An 18,004-nucleotide genomic window follows, 5' to 3' on the forward strand; every position below is an offset into this window, starting at 1 on the left:
AGTACGGGGAATTATTTCAGGATTCCCGACGGATCGGTCACGAGAGGTATACCCTGCACTATAGACTCAATAGGAAATTTTGTGCCCCGGTAGCGCCGGGGGACTTTGGCCTGAGGGGGATTATTGTTTTACACCGGCCGACTGTTGTCTGCCGCAATCTATGGTAAGGAAAATTCCCAACGCCAGGAAGAACAACCCGCCAACTAAGAAAATGAGAAGCATCAGGTGTGCTGCTTCACCGGTATAACCAAAGGTAATGTTCAACCCGCAGAAGAGGAGGAAGAGCACACCCATCCCGATACAACAGAGACTTTCCCCCACCCGATAGAGCAAATCCCAGCAATCGTCGGTCATCTGCAAAATTCACCAGCGATGAAGAAGTGATTTTTCCACTGGATGTATTCAATGTTGGGTTTTGTCTGGTACGCTGATGTATCCGGGGGTGAAGAACAGTGGCTGGCACGTTTTTTTTTAGCCGGGCGGGGTGACACTGCAGGTTTCCGGAGATCCTTCTAATCCCTGTGAACGGGAAGTGCCCCGGCTCCCGGCGGGATGTATCCTGTGGGAAAGCGGGAATAAGAAACCTCATTATCTTCCGGAAAAAAAGACTCTTTCATGGAACAAGCAGAGAGAGCCCGTGATCTCCCCGGGAACCACACCCGGTCCGGGCCCAGCCTGACTGCGGAACGGGTGGCTGCATTCCGGGCAGCCGAATCAGCGCTGCAGGAGGATCAGAGGGTATGCTACGATCCGTATGCGATCCGGTTTACTGATCCCGATCACCTTGACGAGCTGACAGAATATACCGACAACCATTTCCCCGGGCTCCGGAATTATATTGCTGCACGGGCCCGGCATTTTGACGATGTCATTACTCTTGCGGCAAAGACCGGGCTCGAACAGCTGGTGATCCTGGGTGCTGGGTACGATACCCGGGCGTACCGGATCGCGGAGTTTAAGGGCCGCGTGCGGGTCTTTGAACTCGATCATCCCGATACCCAGGAGGTAAAAAAAGAGAAGATTGAGGAACTTTTCAGAGGGCTTCCCAAAGATGTCGTGTATGTCCCGGTGGATCTTGAGACGCAGGACTGGGGCCGCCGTCTGCTGGAAGCCGGGTATTCCCCGGAGAAAAAGACCCTGTTTGTCATGGAAGGACTGATCATGTACCTCACTCCCACGGCCATTGATGCGATCCTGTCCTTTGTGGTCAATAACTCCGGCAAAAACAGTGCCGTGCTCTTTGATTATCCGGCAGAGACCGGTGACACTGATGCCTCATCCCGGGAGATGAGAGAAGATCTCGGGAACCATACCGCCCGGCATGGCGAACCGATCCTGTTTTCCATGCCAAAGGAAGGCCCGGGAGCATTCCTCCGCGCCCGGGGCTTTTCCCGGCTCAGGATTACAACCGGGGAGGAGTACCGTGGCCTGTATTTCAACCGGAAAAAGGAAGGACGGGAACTCCTCACTACGTCATCGTTTATGTATGCAGTAAGAGGGGACCGGTAAAAGAAACCGGGAATTCCTTTTTTTTAGAGAATGAGATTTTCCCTAAGAATTTTCATCGTATAACAATACGTGGGGACAATCCCCGGGTCCCGTGAACGTATCAGCACCCCATTACGGGGAGAATACGTGGCCGGATCATTTCGAATACAACAATCCAGGTTCTGTTTTTGGATTTGCACGGGATTTGGCCGTAAAAACGGGTAAATATATTTATTGTGGAAAATTTAGTATACACTATATGAAACTGCTCATGGGATTTATCGTCCTTCTTGTCGCACTGGTGGCGGTCACCGGTTGCACCCAGACCGCATCGCCTTCAGTACAGACCACAACCGCAACAACTGCTCCGGCAACTACTGCGGTCACAACGGTGACAACTGCCGTTCCCACAACGATTGCAACCACAGTACCGGTAAACACTACTGCTGAGGAAACCCTGTCCTGGGAGGCCACACCCACCCCGGCATCCATGGTCACGATCATCCATCTGACGAGCGCCGGGTTCACTCCTGAAACCGATATCGTCCTGCCGGGCACCAGTGTCTTCTTTGCGAACAATGACAATGTCACCCACACGATCGTAGGCATCGGTAACAGCACCGGCACGTTCAACTCAGGTGAGATTATCCCGGGTTCAGCATTCCCGTACACATTTGGTATAAAATCGGGGATCCTTTACTATGGTCTGGCAGACAATGCCTCAGTGATGGGGACCATTATCGTCCAGCCGCCTTCCGGTACAACAACGTATCACTCAGCGTAGTTAAGATCCTTATCCACTCTTTTTGGTTTTTTTCCCAAAGGGCAGCTTTCGTGCTCCGGGCCATTTCCCCCGGGCCGGATCTTTTCAATGTGAGGTTCTGGTGCCTGCACAAAAACGGATTTTGAAAAACCGGTTACTTTGTTCCAAGCCAGGTTCTCACGGAACCGGAACCAAGCGTGGGGAGATCCAGCAGGGGTATTCCTTCCGGCTCGTTGTCCAGAATTTCTTCACATTTAACGATAATCGGGGGGTTGCCATCCAAAAAGAATGCGACAACCTTACTCCCCCGGGGAACTGACGTGTGCCGGAAAATGACTTTTTTGCCGGTTTTGGTAAAAAGGATAACCAGCTTTTTGTCCGTATTTTCCGGGTCGGGCATTATCACCGCGTACTTCCCGCCAACCTCGAGTGCATACGCCTGAGTTTCATTCTCCGTATCCCCGATCCCGGAACTGATACTGTCTGAAATTACGTTGGTCATCAGATTTTTTCGGCCTCCCTGCCGTACCACAACAAAAACATCCTTTCTTTACCGTCACATAAATTAGTTCTGATTGCTGCAACAGGTCTTGTATAGTATTTTGGATTAACTGTGATCCTGGCAGATTTTCTTTACAAGAAGAGGAGAATCTGCTTGGGGACCAGTAGAAGAGCCGGCCAGATCAAGGACGACGGGGAGTCGGGCAAAGCGGGAATAGATCCCGATGGTAACCCGCCCCATTCCAGGGAAAACAAAACCGGGTTTGATTTGCCCGTTTTTTGTAACCCACTCCGGAAAAGATCCTCATATTCGGCTTTTTTTTTGGCGTTTCAGTGACCAGACGGGTAAAAACAGGGGTCAAAATTAACCTCGGCTTTAAGGCCCCTGGTGGCTCATAGCTGACATCGGAATCAGCCGTATTTTGGCATACGGGGCCGATAAAAGGCTTATTTTCCCCGCGAAGTAAAAAAGAGCCATGTACAGGCATTTCCGGAACCGGTCCGGATCCAAAAAAAGGGAATCGGAGCCCTATTCGGGCTTATTTTTCCCTGACCCCGGTACTACCCTGCTACAGGGTTTCCCGGAGGGCTGCGAGGTCTTTTTCTATCCTGCCGATAAGTTTCTCGCCTTTGTTCTCTTTCTTTTCGGAATTTTTTATCCGGGGGTGTCGGGAGATTTCGTACTTTACAAAAACCTCTCCATCCGTGCTGACATGGATATTATGAAGGACCTGTGCATCCCGGAGTTTATCAAAATCCCCAATCCCGTTCTTTGCAAGGTTCTCACGGATTTTTCTGACTTTTCCCTGTTCGTACACGCTCAGGTTTTTTGATCCTTTGGGTCGTCCTCGTGGCATGGGAAAAAATTGTAGATTATTCATTAAATATTTTTTTGGTCCTTTTTGCCAAAATGCTACTAATACATTGCCGGTTTACAGGATTTTTACAAAATAAAAAAAAGCCCCGGGGGAATTTTCTGCTAAAAAATCCATAGGATACATGAAGGAAACCCCTGTTTTCCGGATCGGGAGTACGCAAAGGAGAGTTCCGGGGAACTCAGTTTTGCCGGGCAGGACCGGGTATGTACTGATTGAACGGACCTTTGGGCCGGAACGGTTACCTGATTCGTGCTTTTCCGGAACCGGGAGGCACAAGGAACATCCTTGTAAGAAACGAGACAGGGGATTACCTTAAAGCCCCTTTGTGAGGCTTGGGGAGATTTTCAGGTCAGGGTATCATTGTCTGCCCGGAAGATCGATTCTTCCTCTGCTTTGTGCTCAGTCATGTCCGTACCGATGCTAAACATTCCGATCAATTCGCCTTTTTTATCGTAGATTGGTTTGTTACTCCACCGGATCCAGACCCGGGTACCGTCTTTGGTGATATTCTCATTCTCATTGGCCTGGTGATTTTCCGGATGCGTGAGGATATTTTCAATCATGTATTCGAGATCGCGTTCTGAACCCGATTCCTTGTCCGGGACAATGGTTCCCACCAGCGGTTTTCCGATAACTTCGTGGTGATCAAAGCCGAAAAACCGGTGGCCGGATTCATTGAAGTAGGTTATTTTCCCGGATTTATCCCATTTCAGGATTATCCGGACCGGTTCCCCGATTTCAGCCCGGTGTTTCATTACTGCTTTTTTGAGCTGATCGGCACTGGTCACCGTAGGGGAAACGAGAAAGACCTGGCTTTTCACCTGGTAAATCTTGACTTTTTTCCCTTTAACGCTGTACCGGGTCCTGGAGATCTCCAGAACTCCGGCTTTTGTAAGATTCACGATATGATACTTGGCAGCGTTCATGGATATTTCAAGCCGATTGGCAATATCAGACAGGCTGAGCGGTCCTTCGGAGGACAGGAGCTGAACCACAACCCCTGCAGTCTTGTGGGAGATCGCCCGTATGATATTCTGAGTGTTCTCGTCACCCGGCTCTAAGAAGACCGCATCTTCCATGGTGCCGGCCACTTCTCTCTTTGTCGGGATTTGATCGGAGTTCCCGCCAAAATCACGAAGGCCGGATGACGGGTCGCCAGGTTTCCTTTCACTCAGATCTCGTTCTTCGCCCATAAGGACCACATGCCTGCTTTTGGTTTTCTTCTCTCACAGGTTATCATTGGTGCCCGGGGAGATTTTACACCCCTTTCCCGGCCGGCTTTTGCGTTCCTGTGATGATTCATGAGACCCATATCGGCGGGACCCGGATTTTTTTCAGGGTAAAAAACCCCGATGTTGTTTAACCGGGGTACACTTTTCACAGGAATTAATATACTGAAATCAGCATTCGGGATAATAAACACCACCCTGATGAGCCACTCCGGTGAAAGAGTTCCTGAGTAAAAACCTGTTTTTGCCTGTTTTGGGATCTCCTGCCCGTCCACCGGCGGATCTCTCTACGGGCCCTGTGCTCCCAAATGTCCGATCCGGCATGAGAGTAGGCCTTGTTACGTCTTTTTGGGGGTTGCAATAAGCCTTTATCGGGGAAATATATCGCCACCCGCAGACGTTACCGTGCTGTGAAGGGCTGTATATTCAGATATTTTCGGCTATCATCCGATTGGCCGAACCATGCGTTGAAATATACGGGATTGCGGGTATAATCCCCGTTTCCTTTTTTGACCCGGTGACTGCAAATTTTTTTCACTCAACGACGGCCTTATTCTTCCGGCATGCGATGTTAGCTCATAAAATCCCGGTGCTGTTTTCATCTGCGGCGGGGAGTGGATTTTCCCTTCGGGGAAATAAACCCGTTAACTGCGGACGCCAGATACAGGCCGTAACGATAGGGATAGGGAGGAAACACATGACCAGACAATCTATGTTTGCACTCTGTACGCTGGGTCTGTTGGTTCTTGTCGCAGCAGTGCCCGTATCGGCAACCTGCTATGCTATCAACAACACGATTACCGTCCCGGGTGCGACAGTGTTTATTGGAGAACAGCAACTGAACCTGAACAACTTAACCGCATCTGACCCGCTCCTGAAGTCAGACGACGCGATCGGCTGGTGGGCGTCCGCAGCATCGCCTGCTACCTCTGCACCTGCGCGATCCTACCGTTTGAGTAACCTTGACCTGGGATCTTTTTATGTCTCTCCTGCTGCCTTTGGGAATTGGCCGGGCAACTGGTATGGTATGAAGAATGGAATGTGGGACGGCGGGCCTGCACTCTTCTCGGTACAGGATCCCCGTGTCTCTCTCGACATCTGGGATCTTTCCACCGCAACCACAGTAACCGGCGGTACGGTGCACAGGGGAGATTACCTTGCGTTCCGTATCAGCACGAACATGCAGTCTGCACTTGACCCGGCCAAACGCGGCCAGAGTGCTACCGGTGCCGAGGCGGGTAACTTCGATCTCCAGGTAAAGGGTCCCACCGGCATCACGTACACTGAGCTGCTCAGCGGCACGGGTTCCGATGCTACGAGCCTTACGTCTCAGAATGCCAATCTCCCGTTGTGGTTCTGGGGAACAAAGGACGCAAAGGTCCCGTCATCCTCCAACGCAGCAGCCAACTGGTCGACCGGTGCAGTCGATCAGACCGGACAAAATGCCTACCCGTCCGGTGTGTACACCGTTACCGCCCGCTCCCGGCTTAACGGCATGTATGATAACTATCAAAATGGCGGCGCAACATACACCGGTAAGACCGTCAGCCAGCCCGCAACGGTCAGTATTTCCGTACCCCGTAACCCGGTGATTCCGGAGACTTCCTGAATTTTTTTTTCGTTTACCCATTTTTTCCTTGTATGCAGATAAAAGGAAAACACGTGGCCGATTCTTAAAAATAATACCGGTGATCATGCCTTTTTGAGCTCGGCCACTTTCAGGATATCGGAACGGGTGACAATACCGATGATCCTGCCGTCCTGAGCTATGGGGATCCTCCCGATATTGCGGGCTGACATGATTCTTAAGGCGTCCATGACCGGTGCAGATGGCGGAAGGGTAACCGGATCGCGGGTCATGATGTCGCGGACCTGCTTTGCCTCGCGATCGGCCGGTGAGATACGGTTCACATCCACAAGCGTGATCATTCCTACAAGTTTGTCATGTTCGACAACCGGGAAACCTAGGTGCTTGGTGGAAAGCATCATCTCTGCCACCTTTGAAAGTGAGAGGGCCGGTGTCACGGACGTTACCGGAGAACTCATCGTGCTCTCTGCCGTAACGTTGTGCAACAGGTAGGTGAACTGGTCCATGGTTGCTTCCGAGCCTGCCCCGATGTAGACAAAAAGTGCGATAAGGATCAGGAACGGGTTGAAGAATAACAGGCCGATGATGCCAAAAATAATGGCAAACCCCTTACCAATATTGGCAGCAATCCGGGTCGCCTTGTGGACGGGCATTCGTTGTGCCAGTGCCGCCCGGAGTACCCTGCCGCCATCCATGGGAAATGCCGGGATCAGGTTAAATGCAAAGAGAAGGATGTTAAGCACGGCAACGTACCCGAAGATAAAAATGAGGATGCCGGCGATCGCGGGATAAGGGGTCATTCCCGGGACAAGGTAGACGAGACCGGCGCATACGAGACCGAAGAGAAGGCTGGTGAATGGCCCGACCAGTGCCATGGGGAGCTCAACTTTCGGATCCGGTACTCCTTCTTCCTCCATCCGGGAGACACCACCGAACATGAGCAGGGTGATACTCTGGATCCTCACACCCTTTTTCCTGGCAACAATGCAATGGGCGATTTCGTGGACCAGAACTCCCAAAAAAAGCCCGAGTGCGACGATGGTGCCGAGGATCCATGGCATGAATCCCGCCGTGATCAGGGTGGTATCTATGGGAACCTGGAAAATATACTGGATCGTAGTTGTGGTAAGTGCGATCTGGATTCCGATGATCCACGCTAAAAGGGGGATAACAATCAGAAACGAAAAATGGATCAGAACAGGAATGCCAAAGAGCCGTCCAATCTTATAGGAGCCGTTCATTATGCAGGGATAATCGCCCGGGAAGTTATACTTTTAGATATGGCCATTTTTTTAGCCCTTTCCACGGGTCAGGGATTAATTGAATTTCTTCACTTCCGATAAAATATCCGATCCCTCTTCAGGGTAACAGAGCCATGGGGGGGAGGGAGTACCCTTCTCTCCCTGCCGGGCGGTGAAATAAATCGACATCGTACCCCCCGGGAACAGGAACAGATACCTGAGTCTTTGAAATCAGTGTAGCTATCGGAGTGTAAAAAGAGCATGATGCAAAAGAAGCATAACCTACATCCTTATCGGATACTCCTGTTTTTCCACCCCCTCCCCCGGAAAAAATTTCCTCAAATTCGGCCTTTTTTGGCCTTTTCTGGTATCGGATGGGAAAAAGCACAGGTCAAAATTTGCCTCGATTCCAGGGCCCTTGGTGGCCAAAAGCTGACATCGAAATCGGGCGAATTTCGGCAAACGGAGCCCAATTCGGGCTTATTTTTCACGCGAACTGAAACGGAGCGTTTTACGGGCTTTTCCGGAACAGGTCCGGATCCAAAAAAGGGAATCGGAGCCCGATTTGGGCTTATTTTTCCCTGGACCGGGTACTGGCCCAGAACAGGGCATCCCGGAGGGCTGCAAGGTCCTTTTCCATCCTGCCGATAAGTTTCCCGTCCTTGTTGTCTTTCTTTTCGGAATTTTTATCCGGGGATGCCGGGAAACTTCTGCAGGTTTCCCGTTTGTTAAAATGTATAATTCACCGGTTTTTCCACAAAATCCCGTCAGGCTGTCGGGATCCTCCAAAGATACCTTTAACCTCCACCCGTACAAACAGCAGCAAAGAGAGGAATCATGGATAAAATCACGCTCGGCCCGATGCCGTATATGAGTGTCCTGCCCACGGTGATCGTGGGTGCAAATGTGGACGGAAAAGCAAACTACATGACCGCCGGGGCGGCAACGATCGCCTGCATAGCTCCGCCCATGGTCTGCGTTGCGCTCAACAAGGCCCGGTACACGGTGAAGGGAATTGGTGAGAACAAGACATTCAGCCTGAATATACCGTCAGCCAGGCTGGCAGTTGAGACCGACTACTGCGGTATTGTATCCGGGGCCACGGAGGACAAGTCCGGGGTCTTTGGGTCGTTCTACGGCACGCTGAAAACTGCACCCATGGCAGAGGAATGCCCGGTCAATATCGAGTGCAAACTCTTCAAAGCCATTGACTGCGGGAGCCACCTGCTGCATATAGGCGAGGTTGTCGAGGTCTACGCCGACAAGGGCTGCATAACTGACAAAAAACCGGATGTCGCAAAGATAAACCCGATCTTACTTTCCCAGTCCACCTATTTCGATATCGGAAAACAGGTCGAAAAGGCATTCTCGGCCGGAAAGAAATACCGGAAAAAGTAAGATCGGGATTATCCCCCCCACCACCTGCTGCGTTGTTGCCGGGTCCGGGACCCTCACGTTTCTTACCGGGCAACAGGCAGCCCGGAAGGGGGGGGGGCCGGGACTTCCAGCCATGCCCCGGAAGGGAACTATCCTCTCAGGATCCGGTCCCGGTAAATCCCGGGCTCACACCTCCGTTTCCCGGTCCAAAGCCCGATTGCAGAGTTCATCACAACGCCGGATAAAAATATTTTCCCGGGGTACATTCCGGAAATGAAGATCAGTAAAATTTTTTTCTAAGAGCGCAAGTTCTGCCCGGAGCTGGGCAAGATGTGGTTTTGTGATACGGTACTGGTTATTGATCTGCTTTATCACGAGCTCGCTGTCGGAATAGACAAGTATTGATTCACTGGCAAATTCAGTTGCCTTTTTTAGTGCCGACAGGATCGCGTAATATTCAGCAGTATTATTGGTGGCCGTTCCGATCGTTCTGGCTTCTTCAAAGATAATCTCATTATTCCTGACAAAGATGAACCCGTATGCCGCGAGCCCCGGATTTCCCCGCGAGGCCCCATCAGTATACACCGTAAGGGTGGGAGAGGCGGACTTTTCTGAATGAGAACCAGACATTACCATGAACGAGAGCAGCATGAGGGAAAAAGGTGACGGGATTACAACTCACCACACATCGAGGTTTGAAATAATGTACCGCGAAGTTCGTCTCCCTGTTTTCATTGAATCCCCCCACCATGCTACACATTAGCACACACCATTATATACCCCCAGTTCCATACAAATGATCATGCAGGAAGGATGCGTCCGCACCCGTGAGGGTTTTTTCCCTCGGGAATGTCTTTATCTCTGAAAGCGAGAGCACCGTCCGGAGCATGAACAGTTCCGTTTCTGAAAACCCAAGCGTGACGAGCCTGTGCTATCGCGCTTCCGGCTATTTTGGTTTTAGCTGTTTCGGTTTTGGGTATTATCCCTGGTACCGGTAAGCCCCTTCGCCGCTGATCATGCATTGGTTCGAAGGGGCGCTGCTGATTGTTGTTGATTGAGAGTTACTGATTCACCCATTGTTGATTGTTTAAAAAAAAGGAGTGGTAAAATTATGAGAGGAAAGGAAATTCGCCTGGAAAGGATCATGAACCGCAATACGAAAAAAACGATCATCGTGCCAATGGATCACGGGGTCTCTGACGGGCCGATACCGGGCCTGATCGATATGGGCCAGACCGTGAACCTGATCGCGGACGGCGGGGCAAACGCGGTGATCGGCCACGTGGGCCTTGCACTGCACGGCCACCGCCAGGGCGGCCGGGACATCGGCCTTATCCTGCACCTGTCGGCAAGCACGAAACTTGCACCGGACCCAAACGAGAAGGTGCTCGTGAACTCGGTCACGAATGCGCTCAAGATGGGCGCCGATGCGGTCTCGATGCACGTGAACATCGGCGCCGAGTCCGAGGCAACGATGCTCTCCGATCTCGGCACGGTCGCAGTCGAGTGCATGGAATGGGGGATGCCGCTCCTTGCGATGATGTACCCACGCGGGAAGAACATCAAGACGAATAACGATCTCGACCAGGTCAAGCTCGCGGCCCGGGTAGCAGCGGAGCTCGGCGCTGATATTGTAAAGACCGTGTACACCGGCGACCCTGAGTCCTTCCGCGAAGTGACCCGGGGCTGCCCGGTGCCGGTGGTGGTTGCCGGAGGTTCAAAGACGGATGACCGCACAACACTGGAATTAATAGAAGGCGCGATGGCAGGCGGTGCGGCCGGGATCTCGATTGGCCGCAATGCCTTCCAGCACCGGACCCCGGACAAATTTGTCCGGGCAGCGGCCTGTATCGTGCACCAGAACAAGAGCGTGGAAGAAGCGCTCAAAATCCTCGGGTAAGGTGGCAGTCATGATTGGAAAAGATATCAGGATCGAACGGATCATTGACCGGAACACGGGACGGGCCGTGATCATTCCCATGGACCACGGTTTTTCCATGGGCCAGATTGACGGCCTGCTGGACATGACCAAAGTGATCACAGACGTGAGCGAGGGCGGCGCAAACGCGATCGTGCTCCACAAGGGCATGGTCAAGCGCGGCCACCGCAAGCACGGCAGGGACATCGGGCTGATTGTGCACCTCTCGGGCAGTACCTCGCTCAACCCGGACCCGAATGACAAGGTGCTGGTCTGCACGGTCGAAGAGGCAATCGCGCTCGGCGCTGATGCGGTCTCTATCCACATCAATCTCGGTGCGCCCAATGAATCCAAGATGCTCGAAGACGGTGCAAGGATCGTCCGGGACTGCAACCGCTGGGGCATGCCGCTTCTCGTGATGATCTACCCGAGGGGCAAAGGCATCGACCCGTCATCCCCGCAGACCGTGGGCCACTGTGTACGCGTGGCTGAAGAGCTCGGCGCTGACTTAATCAAGACCACGTACCCGGGCAGCCCCGAGGCATTTGCACGGATCACGAAAGCCTGCTCGGTGCCGGTCTTTGTGGCAGGCGGCGAAAAGTGCAGCGACCTTGAATCGTTGGAGATGATCCGGGACTCGGTTGCTGCCGGCGGTGCGGGCGTTTGCATGGGACGAAACGCGTTCCAGCGCGAAAACACCCGTGCGTTTGTCCACTCCATCTGCCGCGTTGTCCATCACAACGTTGATCCAAAGAAGGCGCTGGAGCAGCCGTAAATGAAGCAGTTCTGGGTGGATGCCCGGCCGTGGAACAAGGATGTTGTGACCACCGCCATTGAGAGCGGTGCGGATGCGGTGGTGGCAGAGAAGGCAGCAGATGTAAAGCGTCTTGGCCGGATCACGACCGTTGCCCCGGACGGCGATCTTGTCCCGGGGAAAGACGTGATCGAGTGCACGATCACGGATAAGGCAAGCGAGAACGAGGCGGCAGCGAATGGCAAAAACAGGATCGTGATCGTGACCACGAGCGACTGGACGGTCATCCCGCTCGAAAACCTGGTGGCCCAGTCGGATAAGATCATTGCGGAGGTAAAAAACGTGCACGAGGCAGAGCTTGCCATCCACGTACTCGAAAAGGGCGTGTACGGGATCCTCTTAAAGACCAGCGACCCTGCGGTGGTAAAAGCCGTTGCTGCGCTTGTCAAGAGCACCTCCGGCAGCGTGCAGCTCGTTCCCTTCACGGTTACAAAGATCCATCCCGTGGGCATGGGCGACCGGGTCTGCGTGGACACCTGCTCGATGCTTGCCGATGGCGACGGTATGCTGATGGGTAACACCTCGTCTGCCATGCTTCTTGTCCATGCGGAGACGCTCGAAAACCCGTATGTGGCCCCCCGCCCGTTCCGGGTAAACGCCGGCGCCGTGCATGCCTACATCCTGCTCCCGGACGGGAAGACCGCGTACCTTGCCGATCTCAGTATTGGCGGACAGGTGCTCGTCTCTGATCACAAGGGCGCAGGGAGGTCCGCGATCGTGGGCCGGACGAAAATTGAGCGAAGGCCGCTCCTCCTTGTCGAGGCAACAGCCGAAGGCGGGGCAAAGGCAAGCCTCATCCTCCAGAACGCAGAGACAATCCGGCTGGTGGCCCCCGACGGGAGCGCGATCTCGGTCGTGAACCTTGCACCCGGGAATAAGATCCTCGGCTGTGCCCTTGAAGGCGGCAGGCATTTTGGCATGGCCGTCAAAGAGACGATCCGCGAGAAATGAGCATGAAGGCAGGCATCATCGGCGGCACCGGCAAGATGGGAAAACTGTTCCGCCCTGTTTTTGAGCGGGCGGACTATGAGGTGATCGTATCCGGGCGGTCCACCGGGGTGACAAACGCAGAGATCGCGGAAACCTGCGATCTCGTGATTGTCTCGATCCCCATCCGCGACACAATCCGGGTGATCGAAGAGATTGCCCCGCTCCTGAACGAAAGCCAGGTCCTCTGCGACTTCACCTCGCTCAAGGTGGCGCCGGTAGCGGCAATGCTCACATCCAGAGCGCAGGTGATCGGGCTCCACCCGATGTTTGGGCCCACCGTCTCATCCATTGCCCGCCAGACCATTGTGATGTGCCCGGCGCGGGTTACCGGGACAACGCTCTCCGATCTCCGGCACATTTTCCTGCGCGAAGGGGCAGTCTGCACGATTGCAACCCCGGAGGAGCATGACCGGATGATGGCGATCGTCCAGGGGCTCACCCACTTTGTCACGATCTGCATGGCCGACTCTATCCGCCGCCTTGGCGTGGACATAGAAAAGACCGAACCGTTCATGAGCCCGGTGTACCAGATCGAGCTCTCGCTTGTGGGCCGGCTCCTCTCACAGGACCCGGCGCTCTACGCAGATATCCTGCAGGAAAACCCGTTTGTGCCCGAAGTCCTTGCCGCGTGCAGGGCTGCGGCCGCCGACCTTGCAGGCATTGTTGCCTCCGGCGATCCCGAAGCATTCGCGGAGTTTTTCTCCCGGGACACGGAGCACCTTGGCACCTATTGCAAACGCGGGCAGGTGCTCACCGACACCCTGATCGAATGCATGGTGAAGAAATGACCGTACTCACCCTTGGCCCCGAAGGAACCTTCTCCCACGAGCTTGCGCTCCGGCTCAAATGCGACCCAATAGTACTCGAACCCACCATCCATTCTGTCTTTGCCGGCGTTGCAGCAGGCCGGGGCGACGGGATTGTCCCCATCGAAAACTCCGAGGCCGGCGCGGTGGGAGAGACCATGGACGGTCTTTCCCGGTACTCCCTTTCCATTACCGGGGAGATGTACATGCCCATCCACCACAACCTTGCCTCGCTTGTCCCGCTCGAAAAGATCCGTGTCATCTACGCCCATCCGCAGACCCATGAGCAGTGCAGCACGTGGCTCGAAGAGTTAAAGGAGGTGCCGGTGATCCACACAAGCAGCAATGCGCAAAGCGCGATTGAGGCCAAAAAGACCCCGAACGCCGGGGCTATTCTCTCGGTCTCGGCAGCAGGCATCTACCATATCCCTGTTATCATGGAACATGTGGAGAACAACAAAGAGAACACGACCCGGTTTGTAAAAATCTCAAAAAACCCCGGACCGGCCCCGCGGGCAGGAAAGTGCAGCCTCCTCATCGATCCCGACACCGACCGGGCCGGGCTGTTGTACGAGCTTCTCGGGGTCTTTGCCAAACGAAAGATCAACCTCACCCGGATCGAGTCCCGCCCGTCAAAGCGGGGCATGGGGAAGTACGTCTTCTTCCTGGATTACGCGGTAAACGGATCAACAGACGAGGCTTTTTCCGAACTCGAATCGATCACCACGGTCCGCAACCTCGGGTGCTACCCGCGGATAGGGGTGCCGCCATGATCGTCACCCTCCCGGCCCGGAGCGGGATCGAACTTTCCGTCACCACCCCGCCCTCCAAGAGTTACACTCACCGCGCCCTGATAGCAGCAGCGCTTGCACAAGGGAGAAGCACGATTGTCCGCCCGCTCATGGCCGATGACACAAAACTCACCATTGCATCGCTCATGAAACTCGGTGTTGCGATCCACGCCGACCAGCACAATATCATGCTGGAAGGCTGCGATGGATCCTTCCCAAATACACCGGGAACAGTGCTTGACCTGGATAACTCCGGCACCTCGCTGCGCCTGCTTGCCTCGGCAGCCCTGCTCGCCACTTACCCGGTCACGCTCACCGGCAGCGCCCGGATGCAGGAGCGCCCGCTCGGGCCCCTTGCCCACACGCTTAACGACCTCGGGGGAATGGTCATCTTCACCAAAAAAGAGGGCTATCCCCCGGTCACCATCGGGGGCCGGCTCCTTGGCGGGACTGCCACAATTGACGGCTCGCAGAGCAGTCAGTTTGCCTCCTCGGTCATGATGGCGGCACCGTATTCAAAAGGCCCGGTGGACCTGACCGTTACAGGGACTCCTGCGTCGCAGTCGTACCTCGACATCACGGCCGGGGTTATGACGGACTTTGGCGCCGTGATCCGGCGCGAGGGCTACAGGCGGTTTTTGGTCAGCAACTGCAACCATTACACCGGGCGCACGTTTGTTGTTGAAGGGGACTACTCCTCTGCCTCGTACTTCTTTGCGCTTGCTGCGATCTGCGGGGGCAAAGTGACCGTAGCCGGCCTTGCCCCGGACTCTGTGCAGGGTGACCGGCTTTTCCTTGATGCACTCCAGCGGATGGGCTGCGAGGTGACCTATGCCCACGATGGGGTTACCGTGGAAAACCAGGGCCCGCTTACCGGGATCACGATCAATATGTCCTCGGCTCCCGACACGGTCCAGACACTCTGCATGGTGGCGGCAGTGGCAAGGACACCAACGATCATCACCGGCATCGGCCACCTGAAGTTCAAAGAGAGCGACCGGATCGCAGTCACCGCGGACCGGCTCAGGATGCTGGGCGGTATTGTAACCGCAGAAAGAGACCGTATCGTAATCCAGCCGGCTACCCTGCACGGCGGGAGGATCGACCCGGTAAACGACCACCGGACCGCGATGAGCTTTGCCGTGCTCGGCCTTGGGATCGGCGGGATCACGATCACCGGTGCAGAATGCGTAAACAAGTCCTTCCCCGGTTTTTGGGAAATACTCTCGAAGGTGATGGAATGAAGAGGATCGTGCTCTTTGGGTACCGCGGCACGGGAAAGACCGCGATTGGCACGGTACTTGCACAGAAACTTGGCGTACCGTTTCTCGATACCGATGCGCTCGTGGAGCAGCAGGCCGGCCGGACCATTCCGGAGATCTTCCGCGACTCCGGGGAAGCGGGGTTCCGGGCACGGGAGCGTGAGGCCGTCTCCGGTCTCCCGGACCGGGACGCCATCATTGCCACCGGGGGCGGCGTGGTCATGGACCCGGCAAATATGGAGCATCTGCGAAAGGAGAGCGTCTGCGTGCTGCTCTCTGCTGACCCAAACGTTATCGGGCACCGGCTCGCACATGCCCCCCGCCCGGCGCTGACCAGTCTTTCTCCCACGGATGAGATTACAGCAATGCTCAAGCACCGCCGCCCGGCCTACGCAGCAGCAGCCGACTTCTGCATTGACACCGGCCGGACAACAGCCGGGGAGGCGGCCGAAAAGATCCTCACTCTTCTTGGGGCAGGGAGCATCCCGGATACGGCACGCCACACTGCGGCCCGCTGGTTTGCCGCAACGCCGCTTCCGGCACCTGAAAAGGAAGAACTGGAAAGAAAACTTCTTGGCCCCGGATACGATCCGCAGACCCGGTTTTTGGGCGTTGCCGGCTGGCCCTGCGGCCACAGCAAAAGCCCGGTTCTCTTCAACCGGCTCTTTGAACACTACCGGCTCAACTGCCATTACACCCGGTTTGAGGCGCCCGAAATCGGCCCTGTCATGGAGATGGCCCGGCTCATCAGTGCAAAAGGGCTTTCGGTCACGATCCCTTTTAAGCAGGACGTGATGTCGTACCTTGATGAAATCGATGAGGCAGCCCAAAAGATCGGGGCGGTAAACACCGTGGTCTTTGCCTGCGGAAGGGCGTACGGATGGAACACCGACTGGATCGGGATCAGAAAACCCCTTGCCCACCTTTCCGGCTCCCGCGCTGTACTGCTTGGCGCCGGCGGAGTTGCCGCTGCGGCAGCCTATGCGCTCAGGGACCTCGATATGGAAATTATTATCCTGAACCGGACGCCGGAAAAAGCCCGGGCGCTTGCGGAACGGACCGGCTGCCGCTTTGGGGCATGGGACGATTTCGACCGCACAAACCCGGACCTTGTGGTAAATGCAACATCAATCGGCATGCAGCCGGACACAGGAAGCCCGCTCCGGGACGATCAGCTCAAAAAGGAGATGACCGTATGTGATCTTGTGTACACCCCTCCGGTCACTTCCCTGATCGCGGCAGCACGAAAAGCAGGCTGCACCACCATTTTGGGCACCGAGACCTTTGTCTACCAGGCACAGGAGCAGTTCCGGCTCTTCTTTGGGATCGATGTGCCCGACACCACCATACGGGAGATACTGGCATGAACACCTTTGGAAGCAATTTCCGCATAACAACCTTTGGCGAGAGCCACGGCCCGGCCGTGGGCTGCGTTATTGACGGGTGCCCGCCCCGGCTCGCACTTTCCGCGGATGACATCCAGCCGCTGCTGGACCGGCGCCGCCCGGGCACATCCCCCCTCTCCTCGGCACGGGACGAGGCAGACACCGTTGAGATCCTCTCGGGCGTATTTGAGAAGATGACCACGGGGACCCCGATTGCGCTCCTTGTGCGGAACCAGGATATGCACTCGCGCGATTACGATACGATAAAAGAGAAGTTCCGCCCGGGCCATGCGGATTTCACGTACCAGGCCAAGTACGGTATCCGGGACTACCGCGGCGGGGGCAGGAGCTCGGGGCGCGAGACCGTGGGCCGGGTTGCGGCAGGAGCGGTGGCCCTGAAGTACCTGGCCACAAAAGGGATCGCGGTCCAGGGCCGGATCGTGGCCGTGCACGGCAAAACCGATCCGCAGAATATCGAAAACGAGATCCTCGGGGCAAAGTCTGCCGGTGATTCTGTGGGCGGGATCGCGGAGATCACGGCCACCGGCTGCTCAGCGGGCCTGGGTGATCCCGTATTCGGGAAACTTGACGCAGGCATTGCAGCGGCCATGATGGGGATAGGCGCGGTCAAGGGTGTTGAGATTGGCGACGGCTTTGCCGTGGCAGAACGCTTCGGTAGCGAGAACAACGACCCGATGACCGCAGCCGGATTTCAAAGCAACCATGCCGGGGGGATCCTTGGGGGGATCTCCACAGGACAGGACCTCGTGGTGCGCATCGCGGTAAAACCCACGCCGTCCATTGCAAAAGTCCAGCATACCCGGGACATCCACGGGAACGCAACAACGATTACGATTGGCGGCCGGCACGACCCCTGCATCGTGCCCCGGATCCTCCCGGTGGCAGAGGCAATGCTCGCCCTCGTTCTCATCGACGCGGTGCTGGAGCAGGAAAAATACCGGTAACCTTTTTT

Annotated in this window: 19 protein-coding genes; 12 read left to right on the plus strand and 7 right to left on the minus strand. The window is 55.3% G+C overall.

Annotation, left to right across the window (positions count from 1 at the left end; all coding sequences use genetic code 11):
* Positions 1-120: 120 nt before the first annotated feature.
* The gene (locus MBOO_RS08085; RefSeq protein ID WP_048068388.1) at positions 121-354 is read right to left on the minus strand and encodes a hypothetical protein; all 234 of its coding nucleotides are present in this window, start codon (positions 352-354) and stop codon (positions 121-123) included.
* Between the two features lie 261 nt (positions 355-615).
* Here MBOO_RS08085 and MBOO_RS08090 point away from each other — a divergent pair, with 261 nt between their 5' ends.
* Positions 616-1,509: an SAM-dependent methyltransferase gene (locus MBOO_RS08090; RefSeq protein WP_012107102.1), complete on the plus strand. Its 894-nt coding sequence runs from the start codon at positions 616-618 to the stop codon at positions 1,507-1,509.
* Positions 1,510-1,747: 238 nt separating this feature from the next.
* On the plus strand, positions 1,748-2,272 hold the full coding sequence (locus MBOO_RS13565; protein WP_012107104.1) for a cupredoxin domain-containing protein: 525 nt from the start codon (positions 1,748-1,750) through the stop codon (positions 2,270-2,272).
* Between the two features lie 133 nt (positions 2,273-2,405).
* On the opposite strand, the gene MBOO_RS08105 is transcribed toward MBOO_RS13565, so the two are convergent.
* The 4 genes from MBOO_RS08105 to MBOO_RS08125 all read right to left on the minus strand — a co-directional run bounded on the left by MBOO_RS08105 (position 2,406) and on the right by MBOO_RS08125 (position 5,134).
* Positions 2,406-2,753, minus strand: coding sequence for a hypothetical protein (locus tag MBOO_RS08105; protein ID WP_048068391.1), 348 nt, complete (start codon positions 2,751-2,753; stop codon positions 2,406-2,408).
* 568 nt (positions 2,754-3,321) lie between these two features.
* Complete coding sequence (locus MBOO_RS08110) at positions 3,322-3,609, minus strand: hypothetical protein (RefSeq protein ID WP_232385591.1); 288 nt, start codon at positions 3,607-3,609, stop codon at positions 3,322-3,324.
* Between the two features lie 365 nt (positions 3,610-3,974).
* Positions 3,975-4,823 (minus strand): PAS domain S-box protein, encoded by an 849-nt coding sequence (locus MBOO_RS13120; RefSeq protein WP_012107107.1) that lies wholly within the window; start codon positions 4,821-4,823, stop codon positions 3,975-3,977.
* Entirely contained in the window at positions 4,802-5,134 is a 333-nt protein-coding gene (locus MBOO_RS08125) for a hypothetical protein (RefSeq protein WP_012107108.1), read from the minus strand. Before MBOO_RS08125 ends, MBOO_RS13120 begins: the two co-directional genes overlap by 22 nt.
* A gap of 422 nt (positions 5,135-5,556) precedes the next feature.
* Between MBOO_RS08125 and MBOO_RS08130 the strand changes: the two genes are divergently transcribed.
* The gene (locus MBOO_RS08130; RefSeq protein WP_012107109.1) at positions 5,557-6,468 is read left to right on the plus strand and encodes a DUF3821 domain-containing protein; all 912 of its coding nucleotides are present in this window, start codon (positions 5,557-5,559) and stop codon (positions 6,466-6,468) included.
* 83 nt (positions 6,469-6,551) lie between these two features.
* Here MBOO_RS08130 and MBOO_RS08135 read toward each other — a convergent pair whose 3' ends face one another.
* Positions 6,552-7,688, minus strand: coding sequence for a CBS domain-containing protein (locus tag MBOO_RS08135; protein WP_012107110.1), 1,137 nt, complete (start codon positions 7,686-7,688; stop codon positions 6,552-6,554).
* 837 nt (positions 7,689-8,525) lie between these two features.
* Here MBOO_RS08135 and MBOO_RS08140 point away from each other — a divergent pair.
* Positions 8,526-9,086, plus strand: coding sequence for a flavin reductase family protein (locus tag MBOO_RS08140; RefSeq protein ID WP_012107114.1), 561 nt, complete (start codon positions 8,526-8,528; stop codon positions 9,084-9,086).
* Positions 9,087-9,251: 165 nt separating this feature from the next.
* On the opposite strand, the gene MBOO_RS08145 is transcribed toward MBOO_RS08140, so the two are convergent.
* Positions 9,252-9,695 (minus strand): ribonuclease HI family protein, encoded by a 444-nt coding sequence (locus MBOO_RS08145; RefSeq protein ID WP_157677643.1) that lies wholly within the window; start codon positions 9,693-9,695, stop codon positions 9,252-9,254.
* A 481-nt stretch (positions 9,696-10,176) separates the two neighbouring features.
* Between MBOO_RS08145 and MBOO_RS08150 the strand changes: the two genes are divergently transcribed.
* Genes MBOO_RS08150 through aroC form a run of 8 tightly spaced genes read left to right on the plus strand, consistent with a single transcriptional unit; the run spans position 10,177 to position 17,996 of the window.
* Positions 10,177-10,965, plus strand: coding sequence for a 2-amino-3,7-dideoxy-D-threo-hept-6-ulosonate synthase (locus MBOO_RS08150; RefSeq protein WP_012107116.1), 789 nt, complete (start codon positions 10,177-10,179; stop codon positions 10,963-10,965).
* Between the two features lie 10 nt (positions 10,966-10,975).
* Entirely contained in the window at positions 10,976-11,758 is a 783-nt protein-coding gene (locus tag MBOO_RS08155; protein ID WP_012107117.1) for a 2-amino-3,7-dideoxy-D-threo-hept-6-ulosonate synthase, read from the plus strand.
* Complete coding sequence (locus tag MBOO_RS08160) at positions 11,759-12,748, plus strand: 3-dehydroquinate synthase II (RefSeq protein ID WP_012107118.1); 990 nt, start codon at positions 11,759-11,761, stop codon at positions 12,746-12,748.
* Positions 12,749-12,750: 2 nt separating this feature from the next.
* Positions 12,751-13,575: a prephenate dehydrogenase/arogenate dehydrogenase family protein gene (locus tag MBOO_RS08165; protein WP_048068395.1), complete on the plus strand. Its 825-nt coding sequence runs from the start codon at positions 12,751-12,753 to the stop codon at positions 13,573-13,575.
* Positions 13,572-14,366 (plus strand): prephenate dehydratase, encoded by a 795-nt coding sequence (locus MBOO_RS08170; RefSeq protein ID WP_012107120.1) that lies wholly within the window; start codon positions 13,572-13,574, stop codon positions 14,364-14,366. The genes MBOO_RS08165 and MBOO_RS08170 overlap by 4 nt, the downstream gene beginning before the upstream one ends.
* Positions 14,363-15,628 carry a 3-phosphoshikimate 1-carboxyvinyltransferase gene (gene aroA, locus MBOO_RS08175; RefSeq protein ID WP_012107121.1) on the plus strand — a complete coding sequence of 422 codons (1,266 nt, stop codon included), beginning with the start codon at positions 14,363-14,365 and terminating at the stop codon, positions 15,626-15,628. Before MBOO_RS08170 ends, aroA begins: the two co-directional genes overlap by 4 nt.
* The gene (aroE, locus tag MBOO_RS08180; RefSeq protein ID WP_232385592.1) at positions 15,571-17,013 is read left to right on the plus strand and encodes a shikimate dehydrogenase; all 1,443 of its coding nucleotides are present in this window, start codon (positions 15,571-15,573) and stop codon (positions 17,011-17,013) included. Before aroA ends, aroE begins: the two co-directional genes overlap by 58 nt.
* Positions 17,010-17,996 carry a chorismate synthase gene (gene aroC / locus MBOO_RS08185; protein ID WP_012107123.1) on the plus strand — a complete coding sequence of 329 codons (987 nt, stop codon included), beginning with the start codon at positions 17,010-17,012 and terminating at the stop codon, positions 17,994-17,996. The genes aroE and aroC overlap by 4 nt, the downstream gene beginning before the upstream one ends.
* Positions 17,997-18,004: the final 8 nt, after the last annotated feature.

It is taken from the genome of Methanoregula boonei 6A8 (genome assembly GCF_000017625.1).
GTDB lineage: Archaea > Halobacteriota > Methanomicrobia > Methanomicrobiales > Methanospirillaceae > Methanoregula > Methanoregula boonei.

What these genes read in the sequence shown, in the direction of transcription:
- MBOO_RS08145 (WP_157677643.1), bottom strand. Translation starts at nt 9,695, where the DNA reads ATGTCTGGTTCTCATTCAGAAAAGTCCGCCTCTCCCACCCTTACGGTG.
- MBOO_RS13120 (WP_012107107.1), bottom strand. Translation starts at nt 4,823, where the DNA reads ATGGGCGAAGAACGAGATCTGAGTGAAAGGAAACCTGGCGACCCGTCA.
- aroA (WP_012107121.1), top strand. Translation starts at nt 14,363, where the DNA reads ATGATCGTCACCCTCCCGGCCCGGAGCGGGATCGAACTTTCCGTCACC.
- aroE (WP_232385592.1), top strand. Translation starts at nt 15,571, where the DNA reads ATGCGTAAACAAGTCCTTCCCCGGTTTTTGGGAAATACTCTCGAAGGT.
- MBOO_RS13565 (WP_012107104.1), top strand. Translation starts at nt 1,748, where the DNA reads ATGAAACTGCTCATGGGATTTATCGTCCTTCTTGTCGCACTGGTGGCG.
- MBOO_RS08135 (WP_012107110.1), bottom strand. Translation starts at nt 7,688, where the DNA reads ATGAACGGCTCCTATAAGATTGGACGGCTCTTTGGCATTCCTGTTCTG.
- MBOO_RS08155 (WP_012107117.1), top strand. Translation starts at nt 10,976, where the DNA reads ATGATTGGAAAAGATATCAGGATCGAACGGATCATTGACCGGAACACG.
- MBOO_RS08130 (WP_012107109.1), top strand. Translation starts at nt 5,557, where the DNA reads ATGACCAGACAATCTATGTTTGCACTCTGTACGCTGGGTCTGTTGGTT.
- MBOO_RS08110 (WP_232385591.1), bottom strand. Translation starts at nt 3,609, where the DNA reads ATGCCACGAGGACGACCCAAAGGATCAAAAAACCTGAGCGTGTACGAA.
- MBOO_RS08090 (WP_012107102.1), top strand. Translation starts at nt 616, where the DNA reads ATGGAACAAGCAGAGAGAGCCCGTGATCTCCCCGGGAACCACACCCGG.
- MBOO_RS08160 (WP_012107118.1), top strand. Translation starts at nt 11,759, where the DNA reads ATGAAGCAGTTCTGGGTGGATGCCCGGCCGTGGAACAAGGATGTTGTG.
- MBOO_RS08085 (WP_048068388.1), bottom strand. Translation starts at nt 354, where the DNA reads ATGACCGACGATTGCTGGGATTTGCTCTATCGGGTGGGGGAAAGTCTC.
- MBOO_RS08150 (WP_012107116.1), top strand. Translation starts at nt 10,177, where the DNA reads ATGAGAGGAAAGGAAATTCGCCTGGAAAGGATCATGAACCGCAATACG.
- aroC (WP_012107123.1), top strand. Translation starts at nt 17,010, where the DNA reads ATGAACACCTTTGGAAGCAATTTCCGCATAACAACCTTTGGCGAGAGC.
- MBOO_RS08165 (WP_048068395.1), top strand. Translation starts at nt 12,751, where the DNA reads ATGAAGGCAGGCATCATCGGCGGCACCGGCAAGATGGGAAAACTGTTC.
- MBOO_RS08170 (WP_012107120.1), top strand. Translation starts at nt 13,572, where the DNA reads ATGACCGTACTCACCCTTGGCCCCGAAGGAACCTTCTCCCACGAGCTT.
- MBOO_RS08105 (WP_048068391.1), bottom strand. Translation starts at nt 2,753, where the DNA reads ATGACCAACGTAATTTCAGACAGTATCAGTTCCGGGATCGGGGATACG.
- MBOO_RS08140 (WP_012107114.1), top strand. Translation starts at nt 8,526, where the DNA reads ATGGATAAAATCACGCTCGGCCCGATGCCGTATATGAGTGTCCTGCCC.